Below are 15,838 nucleotides of genomic sequence, written 5' to 3'. Positions count from 1 at the left end.
GGTTGGTCCGCTCGCCGACATTGACGAAATTGGTGGAGGAGGCGGTCTGGGTCATGATGTCTTCTCAAATCCTCCCCGCTCGCGGGGAGGGGGACCAGCGAAGCTGGTGGAGGGGGGTCTCCTCAAATGATGTCGCTAGTGGAGACCCCCCTCCACCAGCCTCCGGCTGGTCCCCCTCCCCGTGCCGGGGAGGATCTTCAGGCCGCCATCGTGAACGGCTCCAGCCCGGCCAGGCGGGTGATGACCGGCGGGGTTGGGATGGTACGGGGGCGCATGCCCTTCACCTTGTCGGCGATCGCCTTGATATGCGCAGGGGTCGAGCCGCAGCAGCCGCCCAGCACATTGACCTGCCCTTCGACCGCCCATTCGCCGACCAGCCCGGCGGTGGTGACGGGCGCCTCGTCATAGGCGCCCAATTCGTTGGGCAGCCCGGCATTGGGATAGATCATGATCAGCGTGTCGCAGATTTCGCTCAGCGTCTTCACATGCGGGCGCAACTGCTCCGCGCCAAACGAACAGTTCAGGCCGATGGTCAGCGGCTTGGCATGGCGCACCGCGTGCCAGAAGGCCTCGACCGTATGGCCCGACAGGTTGCGGCCCGACAGGTCGGTCAGCGTCATCGACAGCATGATCGGAATCTCGCGGCCCAGCGCCTCGCCCGCCTCGATCACCGCCATGATCCCGGCCTTGGCGTTCAGCGTATCGAACACCGTCTCGATCAGGATGAAGTCCGCGCCGCCCTCGACCAGCGCGTCGATCTGTTCGCGGTACACGTCCTTGAGGTAATCGAAGTCGATCTCGCGGAAACCCGGATCGTTGACGTCCGGCGACAGCGACAGCGTCTTGTTCGTCGGCCCGATCGCGCCCGCGACGAAGCGGGGACGGCCATCTCTTGCCTGATATTCGTCGGCGAGACGACGGGCGAGCTTCGCGCTCTCGACATTGATCTCGCGCACCAGATGCTCGGCCCCGTAATCGGCCTGGCTGATCCGGTTGGCGGAGAAGGTGTTGGTCTCGGCGATGTCCGCCCCCGCCTCGAAATAGGCGCGGTGGATCGACTCGGGCACCTCGGGCTTGGTCAGCGCCAGGATGTCGTTGTTGCCCTTCTGGTCATGCGTCAGGCCCAGCGTGCCCGCATAGGCCGCCTCGTCCAGCTTCCAGTTCTGGATCTCGGTGCCGAACGCGCCGTCGGTGATCAGGATGCGCTTGGCGGCTTCGGCCAGGAAGGTGTCGCGGGTCGTCATCGTCTTGCTCCTGCTCGGTGCGAGCGTTTCGTCCGAAGTGAAGGACCTCAAGCGCCTTCGCCTGTGGCCTACCCTCCCCCATCCCCTCCCGCTTGCGGGAGGGGCGTGCCTTGGTCGTTGGTCATGCGCTTTCGCCGACCCCGCCCCTCAATTTCATCATTCCCCTCCCGCAGGCGGGAGGGGCCGGGGGAGGGAAAGCCGCAAGCGACACCCTACGTCGTATCGCCCCCCAACCCCCGAAGAATTAACATCACGCGGCCGCGACGGCCTCGACCTTCTTGCCGCGCACGCCCAGCAAATGGCTGATCGCATAGGCCAGTTCGGCGCGGTTGAGGGTATAGAAATGGAACCCCTTCACCCCACCCGCATACAGCCGACGGCACATCTCGGCGGCGATGGTGGCGGCGACCAGCTGGCGCGCGGCGGGATGATCGTCCAGCCCCTCGAACAGACGGTCCATCCAGTCGGGGATGCTCGCCCCGCACATCGCGGCGAACTTGCGCGTCTGCGCGACGTTCGACACCGGCAGGATACCGGGCAGGATCTCGGCCGTGATCCCCGCCGCCGCCGCCGCATCGCGGAAACGGAAATAGGCTTCGGGCGAGAAGAAGAACTGCGTGATCGCACGGGTCGCCCCGGCATCGATCTTGCGCTTCAGATTGTCGAGGTCGGATGACTGGTCGGTCGATTCCGGGTGGCATTCGGGATAGGCCGCGACTGAAATCTCGAACGGGTGCAGCTTCTTCAGGCCCGCGACCAGATCGGCGGCATTTTCATACCCGCCCGGATGGCTGACGAAGCGCGCGCCCTCGGCAGGCGGATCGCCACGCAGCGCCACGATATGCCGCACGCCCGCCGCCCAATATTCCTGCGCGACCTGATCGATCTCCTCGCGGGTCGCCTCGACACAGGTCAGGTGGGCCGCCGCCGCCAGCGTCGTCTCCCGCTGGATACGCGCGACGGTCGCATGGGTACGCTCCCGCGTCGTGCCGCCCGCACCATAGGTCACCGAGACGAAACGCGGGTCCAGTGGCTCCAGCGTGCGGATCGCGTCCCATAGCTGCGCATCCATCTTCTCCGTCTTGGGCGGGAAAAATTCGAAGCTGACCGCGATATCGCCGCCGACATTGGCGAACAGCGGTTCCTCATGCGCCAGCGCAGCCTCTCCCTGAGTCAGGATCGTGTTCGTCATGCCGCCTTCACCCTATTCGTCTCGACGGGCCGAAGCCCTTTCTTCACACCCAGCCACAGCTTGACGGTCAGTTCACCGCCCTCCAGCGTCCTGGTATCGGCCAAAGCCAGCCCGGCGGGGCCGAACCAGCCGGCCATCTGCTCGTCGGCAAAGCCCAGGCGGCTATGCGCCGCCTTCTGCCGCAATTCCTCGCGATCGTGCGGCGCGAAATCGGCGATCAGCAACCGCCCGCCCGGCCCCAGCACCCGAGCCGCCTCCGCGATCGCCGCCCCCGGCTGCTGCGCGAAGTGCAGGACATGGTGCAGGATCGCGATATCCGCCGCGCCGTCGCCCATGGGCAGCGCATAGAGGTCCGCCTGCCGCAACTCGGTATTGGCGCGCCCGTGCAGCTTGGCGCGGGCCAGGCGCAGCATCTCCGACGAGCGATCGATGCCCAGCGCCGCATCGGCGCGGTCGCCGAACAGCTCCAACATCCGCCCGGTGCCGGTGCCGATATCGATCAGCGTGCCCAGATCGCCGTCGCCGATCAGGCCCGCCATCGCCTCCTCGATCTCGCTGTCCGCGACATGGAGCGAGCGGATCGCGTCCCATTCGCCCGCATGGTCCTCGAACCAGGCCGCCGCACTGGCCGCCCGGTCGGCGCGTACCGCCGCCAGCCGCGCGACATCGGCCACGACCCAGGGGTCGGGCGTCCCGGCGGTCCAGCGATCCATCGCGGCCACCATCGGCTCCACCGCCTCGCGGTCGCCCAGCGCCACGAAGACCCAACTGCCCTCCTTGCGCCGCTCGGCCAGTTCGGCATCGACCAGGATCTTCACATGGCGGCTGACACGCGGCTGGCTCTGCCCCAGCACCTGCGCCAGTTCGCCCACCGACAGCTCCATCGACCGCAGCAGCGCCAGGATGCGCAGCCGTGTCGGATCGCTGAGGGCGCGAAAGATTTCGAGCGCATTGGCCATGGATCACGATATAAAGATATCTTTATATGCGGTCAACGGAGCGAACTCATTTCACCCGGCACGGACCCGAAATGGTTGATCTGCGTTGGCACGCCGATCAACAGTTGAAACGGGAGTGTTTGCGATGAAGAAGGCCATGATCCTCGCCCTGACGGGCGCCGCCGCGATGTCGCTGGCCGCATGCAGCGAAAACAGCCAGAAGCAGACCGAGCAGGCCGCCGACGCCATCGCCGCAGACGCCAAGGCGACGACCCAGAATGCCACCGACGATGTTCAGGCCGCGACCGCCAAGGCGCTGAATTCCGCCGAGAACGCGATGGACAGGGCGGGTGACAAGCTCGACCGCGCCGGTGACCGCGCCGCCGTGCAGGCCGACCGTGCGGGCGACAAACTGGACCGCAATCTGGACCGCGCCGGTGACAAGATCGAAAACGGCGCGGACAATGCCCGCCAGGCGACCGGCAACGCGCTGGTCCGCGCGGGCGAGGATGTCCGCCGCTAAGGACGCATCCTTCGGGATCAGGAAAGCGGGTCGGCGAGATTTCGTCGGCCCGTTTTTTTTGTGTTGGGCCTGACGAAGGGGTGTCGCCGGTGGCGGAAGCGGGAATGCCCCCCTTCCCCAAGCGAGCTTGGGGAGGAACAGGGCGTGGCCTTCGACTTCGCTCAGGCTGAACGGGGTTCGAGGCTCGGCGCCGCCTCCATCTGAGAACGCGCCCCTCAGGGCTCGATACCCAACCCTCAGTCGAACCGGACCTTCCCCCGCCCGGCCTTCACCTGGGCGCGCCCCTTCTTGGCATCCACCCGCCGGGTCTGCGAGGCGCGCGTGGGTTTGGTCGGCCGCCGCTTCTTGGGCACGATGGTCGCCTCGCGGATGAGGTCGATCAACCGTTCACGCACCTCGCGGCGGTTCATTTCCTGCGACCGGCTGGCATCGGCGCGCAGGGTCAGCACACCGTCCTTGGTCAGGCGCTGGCCCGCCAGCACCGCGAGGCGCATCTTCACCGCTTCCGGCAGGTTCGGCGAGCCGCCCACGTCGAACCGCAGCAGCACCGCGCTGTCGGTCGTGTTCACATGCTGACCACCCGGCCCGGACGCGCGGGTGAAGCTTTCGGCGATCTCGCGCTCGTCGATCGCGATGGCGCGGGTGACGGGAATCAGCGCCATCGCAGGGCAGGCCTCAGTTCTGGAAGATGCCGAAGCGTTCGGGGATCGGTGCTTCCGCGGTGATCGGGTCCTTCTCGCCACGTGGCACGGTCAGGCTGGCGGCGTGGAGCAACATCCCGCCCTCCTCGCCCGCGCCGTATACCGGATCGCCGACGACGGGCGCGCCCAGGCCGGTGGCGGCGTGGACGCGAATCTGGTGGGTACGCCCGGTCTCGGGGCGGAATTCGACCAGCGTGCGGCCATCCTCATGGCGCAGCGCCCGCCAGGCCGTACGAGCCGCCTTGCCCGCCGGATCGGCGACCATCCGCCAGCCTTCCTCGATCGTCGACACCTTGGCGAGGGCCAGGTCGATCATCCCTTCCCCCTCGACCAGGCCGTTCAGCACCGCCAGATAGTGCTTCTCGACCAGCCCGGCCTCGAACGCCTGCTGGAAACGCGCATGCGCCTTGGGATTGCGCGACAGCAGCAGGCAGCCGCTGGTGTCGCGGTCCAGCCGATGGACCGCATGGGGCCAGCGCTTGAAGCCGAATTTCAGCGACTCCAGATGATTTTCGAGGCTGATCGACCCGTTGCGGGGCCGGTCGACGGGCAAGCCCGCTGGTTTGTCGATCACCAGCGCTTCGCCGTCGATGAATAGAACGCGATCTCCGTGCATCACGCTCCCTTGCCACCGCCAGCGCCGACATGCCAGAGCCCCACGCGTCATGCCGACCATTACCGCCGCTTTCCCGCGCCTGCTGGCACTCTTTTCGATCGCCGCGATGCCGGTCGTCGCGCAGGCGCAGACCTGCGACGGCGCGCTGCCGCCGCCCGGTCCCGACGGACGGGTGGCCGGGCATTTCCCCTATGCCGATGCCGGACCGGGCGACATCGTCCCCGCCCCCGCCGGTTTCGGGCTGAAGCCCTATTGCCGCCTGCACCGCGCGATGATCGCCGACCTGCAGCGGCTGCTGAACGCCGCCCGGGCCGATCCGTCGGTCGGCGGCACGCTGCGCGGCCTGTCCTGCCACCGCGAGGTCGCGCGCCAGCGCAACGTCTTCTGCCGCGACGCCAGCGTGTCGGCGGCCGAGCGCGCCGCGTCGGTTGCCCCGGCCGGACATAGCGAACATGCGACGGGTTATGCGATCGACTTCGCGGTGCGCCCGGCGCGCGGCTGCCCGGATGCCGAGGCCTGCATGGCCGCGACCCCGGCCGCCCGCTGGCTGATCGCCAATGCGCCACGCTTCGGTTTCGAAATGAGCTTCCCGGCGGGCAATACGCAGCGGGTGAAATGGGAGCCGTGGCATTGGCGCTGGGTCGGCACCAGCCTCACCGAACCGGGAGCGGCGCAGGCGCGAGCGGTGTTCGCCAGGGCTCGCGCGCAGTTTCCGGCCAATCCGGGTATCCGCGATCCGTTGAAGGTCATGATGACGAGCCAGCCGCCGGTTCCGGTGGTGCCGGTGGTCGTTCCCCCGACGCCGGTGAAGAAGCGGGGTATGCGGCGATAGGGTTGGGCGTGGCCTTCGACTTCGCTCAGACTGAACGGAGGTTGGGGGCGGGGATTACTCCCAACAGCCGTTCCGCCTGAGCGAAGTCGAAGGCCATGTTCCGCCCCCACCAAATGGGAAAACGGGGGCACCTCTCGGCACCCCCGTTCCTTAAATCAACCGAACAGCTTGGCGGCCGTCTCGGCGATACGCTTGCCCTGATAGCGGGCGCCGTCCAGGTCGACTTGGCTCGGCTGGCGGCTGCCATCGCCGTCCGCCAGCGTCGAGGCGCCGTAAGGCGTGCCGCCATGGACTTCCTTGACGCCCATCTGCCCCTGGAAACCATAGTCCAGGCCGACGATTGTCATGCCGTGATGGATCAGGTTGGTCAGGACCGAGAACAGCGTGGTTTCCTGCCCGCCATGCTGGCTGGCGGTCGAGGTGAAGGCACCGCCGACCTTGCCGACCAGACCGCCCCTCACCCACACGCCGCCGGTCGTGTCCCAGAAGGACGCCATCTGGCTAGCCATCCGGCCATAACGGGTCGGCGTGCCGACGATGATCGCGTCATAGTTCACCAGCGCGTCGGGTCCCTCGATCTCGGGGTGGGCGGTGTCGGTCTTGAAGTGCGCGGCGGCGACCACCTCGGCCGGCGCGGTTTCCGCGACGCGGCGGATATCGACCTCGGCACCACCGGCGCGTGCGCCCTCGGCGATGGCGTCGGCCATCTGCTCGATATGGCCATAGGACGAATAATACAGGACCAGAACCTTCGCCATGTCAGATACTCCCTTGTAGAAAATTGAAACTTATTCGGAATCGACGAGGACGATCTCGGCATCCTCGACCGCGGTGATCGTCACGGTCCGGCCACTCGAAAGTGCCGCACCGTCCCGTGCCGCGAACGGCACACCGTCGATTTCGATCCGGCCGGTGGCAGGGACGAGATAGACGTGACGCCCCTCGCCAACGCTATGCTCGACGCTTTCCCCGGCACGCAGCGTCGCGGCCAGGACACGCGCCTCGGCACGGATGCGCAACGCGTCGCCATCCTCCTCGAACCCGCTGGCCAGTGTCACGAACCGACCCGAACGTTCGCCCTTGGGGAAGGGCTTGGCACCCCAGCTCGGCTGGCCGCCCCGGCTGCGCGGCTCGATCCAGATCTGGAAGAGCGTCGTCGGCTCGGACTCGAGATTATATTCGGCATGGCGGACGCCAGAACCGGCGCTCATCACCTGCACGTCGCCCGCCGCGGTGCGGCCGACATTGCCCATCGAATCCTGGTGCGTGATCGCGCCGGTGCGGACATAGGTGATAATCTCCATGTCGGCATGGGGATGCGGCGGGAACCCCGAATTCGGGGCGATGACATCGTCGTTCCATACCCGGATCGCGCCCCAGCCCATCCGGGCGGGATCATAATAATTGGCGAACGAGAAATGGTGCCGCGCGTCCAGCCAGCCATGATTGGCATGGCCCAGGCTTTCGAAGCTGCGGCGGTCGATGCCCTTCTCGGCAGTAGCAGTGACGGCAGTCATGGAATTTCTCCCTTGGTTGACCACAAGATAGGGGCGATTGGGGGTACGTAAACGGAAACGCTGGAAACCGATCGTTTCCACGTTCATTGTAGCGCGAAGCCGAACCGCTGCCGGGTCGCGCGACAGGCATGAGGGGTGTCGATGCGTCTACCGGATCTGGAAGCCTGGGCGATCTTTGCCGCCGTGGTCGAACATCGCTCGTTCAGTGCCGCCGCCGATGCGATCGGCCTGTCCAAGGCGACCGTCTCCAAGGCGATCACCCGGCTGGAGGCGCAGCTGAACCAGTCGCTGTTCCACCGCACCTCGCGTCGCCTGGCGCTGACCGAGGCGGGCAAGCCGCTGGCCGAGCACGCCGCGCGTATCCTGGCCGAGGCGCGCGCCGCCGAGGAGGCCGCGCGCGACGCCGCCAGTGCCCCGGCCGGGCGTATCCGGCTGGCCGCGCCCATGTCGTTCGGGGTGACCAACATCGCGCCGGTCATCGCCGACTTCCTGATTGCGCATCCGGGCATCGAGATCGAACTCAGTCTATCCGATGCGCGGGTCGACATCGTCGCGGAAGGCTATGACATCGCGCTGCGCATCGCCGACCTGCCCGACAGCTCGCTGCGCGCGCGGCGGCTGTGCGGGATTTCGACGCATGTCGTCGCCTCGCCTGGCTATCTGGCCGAGCATGGCACGCCCACCCATCCCAACGAACTGGGTGAGCACCGGCTGCTCGGCTATGCCAACATCACCGGGCCCTGGCGGTTTCGCCGCGCCGACGGGGCGGAGGTTTCGGTGCGCGCGCAAGGGCCGCTGACCGCCAATAGCGGCGATGCGCTGGTCCCCGCCGTGCTGGCCGGCCTGGGCATCGCGCGGCTTCCCGGATTTATCATCGGGCCGCATCTCGCCTCAGGCCGGGCGGTCGCGATCCTGGAGGACTGGACCCCGCCGCCGGTCGGCCTTCATCTTCTGACCCCGCCTAGCCCCTTGCGGCCCGCGCGGGTCGAGGCGCTGATCACGTGGCTCGCCGACCGGGTGCGCGACCCCTGCATCCTCGCCCAGGCGGCGAAGACAGCCCGATGAACCGGCTGCACCCCGATGATGGCGATGCGCGTTTCATCCGCCGCATCGTCCTGACCCTGCTGATCCTGGGCGTCACCGCCGCGCTGTTCCGGGCGGGCGACCTGTTGATCCTGGCCTTCGGATCGGTGCTGGGGGCGATCGTCATCCATGCCATCGCCGATCTCTATGCCGATCACCTGCCCATCGGGCCGAAGCGATCGCTGACCCTGTCGATCGCGACGGTGCTGGCGATCCTGGGTTTCCTGGCCTGGCTGTTCGGCGTCGCCTTTCGCCAGCAGCTCAACACGCTGGTCACGCAACTGCCGATGCTGATCGACCAGCTGGCCGCCTGGGCCTCGCAATCCCCGGTCGGGGCCAAGATCGTCGATGCCGTGCGTGCCGCCTATGCGGGCAGTCGCGTCGCGCAGGATATTGGCGGCATCGTCTCGGGCGCGGGCGAGTTCGTCCTCAACTGCCTGTTGCTGCTGGTCGGCGCGTTGTTCTTCGCCGCCGATCCCAAGGTCTATGAGCGCGGCTTCCTGCTGCTGATCCCCCGGTCGATGCGTCCCGCCATGGAGGATGCGCTGTTCGACACCGGATCGACGCTGCGGTTGTGGCTGCGCGCGCAGCTTATCCAGATGACGACGATGGGCGTGCTCGTCGGCGTCGGCCTGGCGATCGCGGGGGTGCCGTCGGCCGCCGCGCTGGGCCTGCTGACCGGGCTCAGCGAGTTCGTCCCCTATGTCGGGCCGATCGCCGCGATGCTGCCCGCGCTGGGCCTGGCCGCGCAAGGGGGGAACGGCGCGATCATCGGCACGCTGATCACCTTCGCGGTCGTCCGGCTGGTCCAGACCAATGCGATCACACCCTATGTGACCAGCCGGGTCGTCGCCATCCCGCCCGCCGTCACCCTGTTCGCGATCATCGGCATCGGCACGATCTTCGGCCTGTTCGGCCTGTTCTTCTCCGCCGCGCTGCTGATCGTCGCCTTTACCCTGATCCGCAGCCTGTATCTGCGCGAGGTGCTGGGCGAGGACATTCCAGCGGTGGAACATCAAAGCCTTCTGGGCCCCGGCGCACGGGTCGAGCCGGAGGAGAAGAGTCCGAGTTAGGGACGAATTAACCTTTTGCGTTCACATCCACGTTGGTTAATGAATCAGGGACAAGGTCGCCGGGGCATGGGGGCGATCACTCGCAAATGGGGACTGTCGATGCGCGTATTGCTGATCGAGGACGAACCGACCACGGCCAAGGCGATCGAGCTGATGCTCGGCAGCGAAGGGTTCAACGTCTACACGACCGACCTGGGCGAGGAAGGCCTCGATCTCGGCAAGCTGTATGATTACGACATCATCCTGCTCGACCTGAACCTGCCGGACATGCACGGCTATGACGTGCTGAAGCGCCTGCGCGTCGCACGGGTCGCGACCCCGGTGCTGATCCTGTCGGGCATCAACGAGATGGACTCCAAGGTGCGCAGCTTCGGCTTCGGCGCCGACGATTACGTCACCAAGCCGTTCCACCGCGAAGAACTGATCGCGCGCATCCACGCGGTCGTCCGCCGGTCGAAGGGCCATTCGCAGTCGATCATCCGCACCGGCAAGCTGGCGGTCAACCTGGACGCCAAGACGGTCGAGGTCGACAATGCCCGCGTCCACCTGACCGGCAAGGAATATGCCATGCTGGAGCTGCTGTCGCTCCGCAAGGGCACGACCCTGACCAAGGAAATGTTCCTGAACCACCTCTATGGCGGGATGGACGAGCCGGAACTGAAGATCATCGACGTCTTCATCTGCAAGCTGCGCAAGAAGCTCAGCCTGGCCTGCGAGGGCGAGAATTATATCGAGACCGTCTGGGGCCGCGGCTATGTCCTGCGCGAACCCGACGAGGTGGAGCAGGCCGAAGTCGCCTGATTTCACCATCCGTTGCGAGGGAGGTCGGTCCGCGAGGATCGGCCTTTTTTGTTGGGTGCTGGCAGGGTGCGGTCATTTTCGGGCGGGACACAACCCCACCCCCGTTCACCCTGAGCGAAGTTGAGGCGTATGCCCTGCCCCCTGCCGCGCAGGTCTTACCGTAGCCTTCGACTACGCTCAGGCTGAACGGGGGTAAGGGAATCCATACCCCCGCGTAAACCTAGAGCACGATGACGTCAGCTTGCCCCACCCCTCCCCTTCAGGGGTGGGGCGCTTCCACAAACGACAAACCTTGGGGTGATGCCCCACCCCAACCCCTCCCCTAAAGGAGAGGGGCTTTCTTCGGATCAACCTCCTGCATCGCGTTCTAAAGAGACGCCCCAGCCCTACCTCACCACCCGGCAACGAAGCGTCACCGCCCGCCCCGGCTTGTCATAGGTGATCGACGAGCATCCGTTCAGGACATCCGCCCCGACATAGACGACATAGGACGGACGGCTTTTGGTCCGCTTGCCCTTCACCACGACGTCGCGATTGTCGGCGTCCAGACCGTCCGCCTCACTGGGATCGATGTCGGTCGCCGCGCCATAGTCATGGGTGCGGACCAGCAGGCTGGTGATCCGCAGCGGCCCCAGCGCCAGCGTCTGGGCCAGTTGCACCGGCCGTGCGGGTCGGCGAACGCCGTGGGAGATCGGGATCGGCTCGACGGCACCGTCGAACCGCGCCCCCTGGGCCCGGCCGATCGCCGCGCCCGCCGCTGCACTGGCGACGGTGCGGGGAAATTGCGGGGCGAAGGCGAACAGGACGTCATGGCCGCCGATCACCTGCTCGACGCTGGCCAGCCACCAATTATAGCGGGCCGCGAGCGGCAGCGTCGCTTCTACCTCGCCGGGCTGCGCGGGGCGCAGGGTGAAGCGGATGATCGGCTCGGGCAGGGCGAACGGACCGCCCAAGGCCTCGTCACCGGGATAGGCGTCGGTTTCGAACCATTTGACCCAGTTGACCTGCGCCGCCGCACCGGCCGCCCCGATGGACGCGCGCCGCGCCCGCCCCGGCACCACGACCGGCCCGATCCGCGCCGAAGAGGCCGGACCGACGGAAAAGAGCGTGAACCCCTTGCCGCCGATCCTGGCGTCATCCCCAAACAGCGCCTGGGCCCGCGCGTGCGGCAGGTAGAAAAAGCTCGGCAGACCGGGGCCGAGCCGCGCGGGCACTTCGTGCCCATCGACGGTGATCGTCACGCGGGCATCGGCCGGCACCTCCCGCACGACGGGCGGCGGATCGCTCGCCCCCACCAGCGACAGCATCAGGGGCATCAGCACCCGCCGCCGCGCCGGCATCATGTCAGCGGCGCTCCCACACCTTCTGTCCGCCGATCCACGTTTCCTCGACCCGGGTGGCACGCAACTCGCTGGGCGCGATGTCCAGGGGATTGCGGTCGACGATGATGAAGTCGGCCTGTTGCCCCGCGCCCAGTCGCCCGAACAGATCCTCGGCGAACCCGGCATAGGCACCGTCCATGGTGAAGGCGCGCCATGCCGCCTCGCGACCGATGATCTCCTGCGGCTGCCACCCGCCATAGGGCTGGCCGTCCGGGCCCTGTCGCGTGATCGCCGCGGCCCAGCCCGCAAAGGGATCGGGGCTCTCGACCGGATAGTCCGAACCGAAGGTCAGCGTCGCGCCGTTCTTCAACATGGTGTTCCACGCATAGGCACCGGTCAGCCGCGCAGGGCCCAGCCGCGCCTCCGCCATCTGGCGGTCGCTCGTCTCGTGCACCGGCTGCATCGAGGCGACGATGCCGTGCTTGCCGAAGCGCGGCAGGTCGACCGGATCGACCACCTGCGCATGTTCGATCCGCCAGCGCCGGTCGCCCTTGTACGTCTCGGCCAGCTCGTCGATCGCGTCGAGCACCTGCGCGTTGGTACGGTCGCCGATCGCGTGGACGGCGACCTGATATTTGTCCATCGCCGCGCGGCTCATCAGGTTGCGGATGACGGTGTCACTCATGAAGCCCAGGCCCGTCTGGCCCGGCGCATCGGCATAGGGCTGCTTCAGCCACGCGCCGCGCGACCCCAGCGCGCCGTCGCCGTACAGCTTCACGCCGACCAGCCGCAGCTTGTTGTTATAGAGCCACGGCGTCGGCCCGGTGCCGCCGATCCGCACCGTATCCTCGACACCGCCGCCATAGCTCATGATGCGGACGCGCAGATTCCCGGCGTCGCCCATCCGGCGATAGGTCATCCACTCGTCCAGCGTCGTCCCCATATCGGCGGTCGCGGTGATGCCATGCGCCAGCAACTCGTTCTGCGCCTTCAGGAAGGCGGCGTTGCGATCCTTGGCCAGCGGCTGCGGGATGGCCTTCTGGATCAGCGCCATCGCGGCATCGACGAACACGCCCGAGGGCTGGCCGCCGACCTTCTCGATCCGGCCACCGGCGGGCGAGACGGTCTTGGCGGTGATCCCCGCCGCCTTCATCGCCGCGCTGTTCGCCCAGAGCGCGTGGCCGTCGGCGCGCTCCATCACGACCGGACGGTCGGAGACGGCGGCATCCATGTCGGCGGCGGTCGGGAAGCGACCCAGCGCCCAGCTTTCCTGGTTCCAGCCGCCGCCCAATATCCATTTCCGCTCCGGATTGGCCGCGACATAGGCCGCGATCCGCCCCTTCGCCTCGTCAAGCGACTTGGTGGGGGCCAGGTCCAGCTCGATCTGGCGGAAGCCCAGCGCCATCACATGCCCGTGCGAATCGACGAAGCCGGGCAGCATCACCCGCCCCTTCATATCGGCGCGCCAGTCGAGCTTTTCGGGGCGCTTGTCCTTGGCGGACAGCAGCTTCACGACCTTGCCGTCCGGGGTCAGGAGCAGCCCGGTGAAACGGACGACCTTGCCGTCCTTGTCCAGCGTCAGCCCGGTGACATTGTCGATCAGCGCCTCGGCCAATGCCGCCGCCGGAGTGAGCGCGATCGCCAGCACGGTGAGCGCGGTACGGAGAATGCGAGACGAGAAAGCCAGCTTTACCATGGGCCGATCCCTATCGGGTGTCGCGCCGGGTGGGAAGGTGGGTAACGATCCTCCCCGCTCGCGGGGAGGTGGCAGGGCGAAGCCCTGACGGAGGGGGGCTTGCCGCAAAGGACGCCCCTTGCCGCACGCCCCCTCCACCAGCCTGTGGCTGGTCCCCCTCCCCGTGCCGGGGAGGATCCTAGGACCGCCGCACCACCTCGCGAATGACGAAGTGCGAGGCCAGCCGCGTCACCCCCGGCAGGCGGGCCAGCGTCTCGCGGTGGATACGCTCGTAACTGTCGTCGCGGCGAACCTCGACCTGGATCATGTAGTCGGCCTCGCCGCTCATCAGGAAACATTCGACGATCTCGGGACAGCGCAATATCTCGCGCTCGAACGCCGCCATCGTTTCCTGCCGCTGGTCCTTCAGCGTGACGTTGACCATGACGGTCGAGGGCCGCCCACGCGCTTCGTGGCTGAGGATCGCGCGATAGCCGGTGATGACCCCGCTTTCGCGCAAGTGGGAAACCCGCCGATGTGCGGCGCTGGCGGACAGGCCGACCTTTTCGCCCAGCGCGGCGCTGGTCAGGTCGGAATCGCGGGCCAGCTGGGCCAGGATGCGGCGGTCGATCGCGTCGGACATTTGATCCTGCTACACCGCCGCAAGGCGCAAGAAAATCCCGAATGACGCAGGCGTATGGGACAGCTTTGCACACCTCTCCCGCCCGTTCGGCGCTACTATCGGTCCAACATTCTAACGGAGAGTCCCATGCGCGTCGGTGTCCCCAAGGAAATCAAGAACCACGAATATCGCGTCGGCCTGACCCCGCCATCGGTCGCCGAGCTGGTCGCCGCCGGGCATGAGGTGATCGTCGAGACCAAGGCGGGCACCGGCATCGACTTCGAGGACCAGGACTATATCGACGCGGGCGCACGCATCGTCGCCACCGCGGCGGAAGTCTTCGACCAGGCCGAGATGATCGTGAAGGTCAAGGAGCCGCAGGCGGTCGAGGTCGCGATGCTGCGTCCGCACCATGTCCTGTTCACCTATCTCCACCTCGCCGCCGACAAGCCGCAGGCCGAGGGCCTGATGAAGTCGGGCGCGACCTGCATCGCCTATGAGACGGTCACCTCGCCCCGTGGCGGCGTGCCCCTTCTGAAGCCGATGTCGGAAGTCGCGGGCCGCATGGCGGTGCAGGTCGGCGCGCATTATCTGGAAAAGCAGCAGGGCGGCCGTGGCATCCTGCTCGGCGGCGTGCCCGGCGTGGCGCCTGCCAAGGTCGCGATCCTGGGCGGCGGCGTTTCGGGCGTGAACGCGGCGCAGATGGCGGTGGGCCTGCGCGCCGACGTCACCATCTATGACATCAACAACGACCGCCTGGCCGAGCTGGACATGTTCTTCTCCAGCCAGATCAAGACCGCCTATGCGTCGAAGGCGGCGATCGCGGCGGCGGTGAAGAATGCGCACCTCGTCATCGGTGCGGTGCTGGTCCCCGGTGCGGCCGCGCCCAAGCTCGTCACCCGCGACATGCTGAAGACGATGAAGCGCGGCTCGGTGATGGTCGACATCGCGATCGACCAGGGCGGCTGCTTCGAGACGAGCCATGCCACCACCCACCAGGACCCGGTGTTCGAGATCGATGGCGTGATCCACTACTGCGTCGCCAACATGCCCGGCGCAGTCGCCCGCACCTCGACCTTCGCGCTGAACAACGCGACCCTGCCCTTCGCGGTCAAGCTGGCGAACATGGGTGCCGAGGCCGCGATGAAGGCGGACCCGCATCTGGCGGGCGGCCTGAACGTCTCTGGCGGCAAGATCCGCCACGCCGCCGTCGCCGAAGCGCTCGACCTGCCGTTCGAGGCTTGGGCGGGCTAAACACCCCGGCCAAGCTCCGTCCGCACTGAGCGAAGTCGAAGTGCATGCCCGGACCTCCGCCACATCGGCGCGTCCGTGGCCTTCGACTTCGCTCAGGCTGAATGGGCGATTCGCGGGTGGCCACTCCCCGTTTCACCGAGCGACGTCGAAATGCACGTCCTGCCCTTTCCCACTATTACCCCGGAACGTACAGCGAACGTCATCGTTGATCCCGTCGAAAGGATCACCCCATGACCGACAACCCCAAGAGCGAACCCTTCTCCAACGCCGAGAAGGACCCGGACGACTGGACCACCGGCGACGAGAAGATGACCGGTGCCCAAGCCAGCTACCTCAAGACCCTGTCCGAGGAAGCCGGCGAGGCGTTCGACGACACGCTGACCAAGGCGGATGCCTCCAAGCGTATCGACGCGCTGCAGGAAAAGACCGGCCGGGGCCAGTAAGC

The 15,838-nt window shown here is 67.2% G+C and carries 17 protein-coding genes; 7 read left to right on the top strand and 10 right to left on the bottom strand.

Features of this window, described 5'->3' with window-relative positions; all coding sequences use genetic code 11:
• Positions 1 to 197: 197 nt before the first annotated feature.
• From SOM26_RS14935 to SOM26_RS14925, 3 genes are all read right to left on the bottom strand, one after another.
• Positions 198 to 1,244, bottom strand: coding sequence for a homocysteine S-methyltransferase family protein (locus SOM26_RS14935; protein ID WP_320453499.1), 1,047 nt, complete (start codon positions 1,242 to 1,244; stop codon positions 198 to 200).
• Between the two features lie 250 nt (positions 1,245 to 1,494).
• Positions 1,495 to 2,436 (bottom strand): methylenetetrahydrofolate reductase, encoded by a 942-nt coding sequence (metF, locus tag SOM26_RS14930; protein ID WP_320453498.1) that lies wholly within the window; start codon positions 2,434 to 2,436, stop codon positions 1,495 to 1,497.
• A complete protein-coding gene (locus SOM26_RS14925) occupies positions 2,433 to 3,395 on the bottom strand; it encodes an ArsR/SmtB family transcription factor (RefSeq protein ID WP_320453497.1) in 963 nt (320 codons plus the stop codon). Before SOM26_RS14925 ends, metF begins: the two co-directional genes overlap by 4 nt.
• Positions 3,396 to 3,519: 124 nt before the next feature.
• Between SOM26_RS14925 and SOM26_RS14920 the strand changes: the two genes are divergently transcribed.
• Positions 3,520 to 3,897 carry a hypothetical protein gene (locus SOM26_RS14920; RefSeq protein WP_320453496.1) on the top strand — a complete coding sequence of 126 codons (378 nt, stop codon included), beginning with the start codon at positions 3,520 to 3,522 and terminating at the stop codon, positions 3,895 to 3,897.
• Positions 3,898 to 4,133: 236 nt separating this feature from the next.
• On the opposite strand, the gene arfB is transcribed toward SOM26_RS14920, so the two are convergent.
• Together arfB and SOM26_RS14910 are read right to left on the bottom strand one after the other, a co-directional pair.
• Positions 4,134 to 4,559, bottom strand: a complete 426-nt coding sequence (gene arfB / locus SOM26_RS14915; protein WP_320453495.1) for an alternative ribosome rescue aminoacyl-tRNA hydrolase ArfB — start codon at positions 4,557 to 4,559, stop codon at positions 4,134 to 4,136.
• Positions 4,560 to 4,572: 13 nt separating this feature from the next.
• Positions 4,573 to 5,214 carry an RluA family pseudouridine synthase gene (locus tag SOM26_RS14910; protein ID WP_320453494.1) on the bottom strand — a complete coding sequence of 214 codons (642 nt, stop codon included), beginning with the start codon at positions 5,212 to 5,214 and terminating at the stop codon, positions 4,573 to 4,575.
• 49 nt (positions 5,215 to 5,263) lie between these two features.
• Here SOM26_RS14910 and SOM26_RS14905 point away from each other — a divergent pair, with 49 nt between their 5' ends.
• The gene (locus SOM26_RS14905; protein ID WP_320453493.1) at positions 5,264 to 6,046 is read left to right on the top strand and encodes a M15 family metallopeptidase; all 783 of its coding nucleotides are present in this window, start codon (positions 5,264 to 5,266) and stop codon (positions 6,044 to 6,046) included.
• Between the two features lie 155 nt (positions 6,047 to 6,201).
• Here the strand turns inward: SOM26_RS14905 and wrbA are convergent, their stop codons facing one another.
• Together wrbA and SOM26_RS14895 are read right to left on the bottom strand one after the other, a co-directional pair.
• Positions 6,202 to 6,804, bottom strand: coding sequence for an NAD(P)H:quinone oxidoreductase (gene wrbA, locus SOM26_RS14900; protein ID WP_320453492.1), 603 nt, complete (start codon positions 6,802 to 6,804; stop codon positions 6,202 to 6,204).
• A gap of 30 nt (positions 6,805 to 6,834) precedes the next feature.
• Positions 6,835 to 7,563 carry a pirin family protein gene (locus tag SOM26_RS14895; RefSeq protein ID WP_320453491.1) on the bottom strand — a complete coding sequence of 243 codons (729 nt, stop codon included), beginning with the start codon at positions 7,561 to 7,563 and terminating at the stop codon, positions 6,835 to 6,837.
• Positions 7,564 to 7,704: 141 nt separating this feature from the next.
• On the opposite strand from SOM26_RS14895, the gene SOM26_RS14890 reads away from it, so the two are divergent.
• From SOM26_RS14890 to ctrA, 3 genes are all read left to right on the top strand, one after another.
• Positions 7,705 to 8,628 (top strand): LysR family transcriptional regulator, encoded by a 924-nt coding sequence (locus SOM26_RS14890; protein ID WP_320453490.1) that lies wholly within the window; start codon positions 7,705 to 7,707, stop codon positions 8,626 to 8,628.
• Positions 8,625 to 9,719: an AI-2E family transporter gene (locus tag SOM26_RS14885; protein ID WP_320453489.1), complete on the top strand. Its 1,095-nt coding sequence runs from the start codon at positions 8,625 to 8,627 to the stop codon at positions 9,717 to 9,719. The genes SOM26_RS14890 and SOM26_RS14885 overlap by 4 nt, the downstream gene beginning before the upstream one ends.
• 99 nt (positions 9,720 to 9,818) lie before the next feature.
• Entirely contained in the window at positions 9,819 to 10,520 is a 702-nt protein-coding gene (gene ctrA, locus SOM26_RS14880; protein ID WP_320453519.1) for a response regulator transcription factor CtrA, read from the top strand.
• A gap of 386 nt (positions 10,521 to 10,906) precedes the next feature.
• Here ctrA and SOM26_RS14875 read toward each other — a convergent pair whose 3' ends face one another.
• The 3 genes from SOM26_RS14875 to SOM26_RS14865 form a co-directional block, all read right to left on the bottom strand.
• Positions 10,907 to 11,863 carry a hypothetical protein gene (locus SOM26_RS14875; protein WP_320453488.1) on the bottom strand — a complete coding sequence of 319 codons (957 nt, stop codon included), beginning with the start codon at positions 11,861 to 11,863 and terminating at the stop codon, positions 10,907 to 10,909.
• 1 nt (position 11,864) lies between these two features.
• Positions 11,865 to 13,538 (bottom strand): amidohydrolase, encoded by a 1,674-nt coding sequence (locus SOM26_RS14870; RefSeq protein ID WP_320453487.1) that lies wholly within the window; start codon positions 13,536 to 13,538, stop codon positions 11,865 to 11,867.
• Between the two features lie 178 nt (positions 13,539 to 13,716).
• A complete protein-coding gene (locus SOM26_RS14865; RefSeq protein WP_320453486.1) occupies positions 13,717 to 14,160 on the bottom strand; it encodes an Lrp/AsnC family transcriptional regulator in 444 nt (147 codons plus the stop codon).
• 126 nt (positions 14,161 to 14,286) lie between these two features.
• Here SOM26_RS14865 and ald point away from each other — a divergent pair, with 126 nt between their 5' ends.
• Both ald and SOM26_RS14855 read left to right on the top strand, forming a co-directional pair.
• Entirely contained in the window at positions 14,287 to 15,393 is a 1,107-nt protein-coding gene (ald, locus tag SOM26_RS14860) for an alanine dehydrogenase (protein WP_320453485.1), read from the top strand.
• 230 nt (positions 15,394 to 15,623) lie between these two features.
• A complete protein-coding gene (locus tag SOM26_RS14855; protein WP_320453484.1) occupies positions 15,624 to 15,836 on the top strand; it encodes a DUF3072 domain-containing protein in 213 nt (70 codons plus the stop codon).
• The last annotated feature ends 2 nt before the right edge of the window (positions 15,837 to 15,838 follow it).

The sequence above is a fragment of the Sphingomonas sp. CFBP8993 genome (genome assembly GCF_034044895.1).
GTDB lineage: Bacteria > Pseudomonadota > Alphaproteobacteria > Sphingomonadales > Sphingomonadaceae > Sphingomonas.
The sequence above is the reverse complement of the archived record's forward strand: the minus strand, read 5'-3'. Positions and strand labels throughout refer to the sequence as shown.

Coding starts and splice junctions, on each gene's coding strand:
- SOM26_RS14920 (WP_320453496.1), top strand. CDS start 3,520: ATGAAGAAGGCCATGATCCTCGCCCTGACGGGCGCCGCCGCGATGTCG.
- ald (WP_320453485.1), top strand. CDS start 14,287: ATGCGCGTCGGTGTCCCCAAGGAAATCAAGAACCACGAATATCGCGTC.
- arfB (WP_320453495.1), bottom strand. CDS start 4,559: ATGGCGCTGATTCCCGTCACCCGCGCCATCGCGATCGACGAGCGCGAG.
- SOM26_RS14905 (WP_320453493.1), top strand. CDS start 5,264: ATGCCGACCATTACCGCCGCTTTCCCGCGCCTGCTGGCACTCTTTTCG.
- SOM26_RS14925 (WP_320453497.1), bottom strand. CDS start 3,395: ATGGCCAATGCGCTCGAAATCTTTCGCGCCCTCAGCGATCCGACACGG.
- SOM26_RS14935 (WP_320453499.1), bottom strand. CDS start 1,244: ATGACGACCCGCGACACCTTCCTGGCCGAAGCCGCCAAGCGCATCCTG.
- ctrA (WP_320453519.1), top strand. CDS start 9,819: ATGCGCGTATTGCTGATCGAGGACGAACCGACCACGGCCAAGGCGATC.
- SOM26_RS14870 (WP_320453487.1), bottom strand. CDS start 13,538: ATGGTAAAGCTGGCTTTCTCGTCTCGCATTCTCCGTACCGCGCTCACC.
- SOM26_RS14885 (WP_320453489.1), top strand. CDS start 8,625: ATGAACCGGCTGCACCCCGATGATGGCGATGCGCGTTTCATCCGCCGC.
- SOM26_RS14865 (WP_320453486.1), bottom strand. CDS start 14,160: ATGTCCGACGCGATCGACCGCCGCATCCTGGCCCAGCTGGCCCGCGAT.
- SOM26_RS14855 (WP_320453484.1), top strand. CDS start 15,624: ATGACCGACAACCCCAAGAGCGAACCCTTCTCCAACGCCGAGAAGGAC.
- SOM26_RS14890 (WP_320453490.1), top strand. CDS start 7,705: ATGCGTCTACCGGATCTGGAAGCCTGGGCGATCTTTGCCGCCGTGGTC.
- SOM26_RS14895 (WP_320453491.1), bottom strand. CDS start 7,563: ATGACTGCCGTCACTGCTACTGCCGAGAAGGGCATCGACCGCCGCAGC.
- SOM26_RS14910 (WP_320453494.1), bottom strand. CDS start 5,214: ATGCACGGAGATCGCGTTCTATTCATCGACGGCGAAGCGCTGGTGATC.
- wrbA (WP_320453492.1), bottom strand. CDS start 6,804: ATGGCGAAGGTTCTGGTCCTGTATTATTCGTCCTATGGCCATATCGAG.
- metF (WP_320453498.1), bottom strand. CDS start 2,436: ATGACGAACACGATCCTGACTCAGGGAGAGGCTGCGCTGGCGCATGAG.
- SOM26_RS14875 (WP_320453488.1), bottom strand. CDS start 11,863: ATGATGCCGGCGCGGCGGCGGGTGCTGATGCCCCTGATGCTGTCGCTG.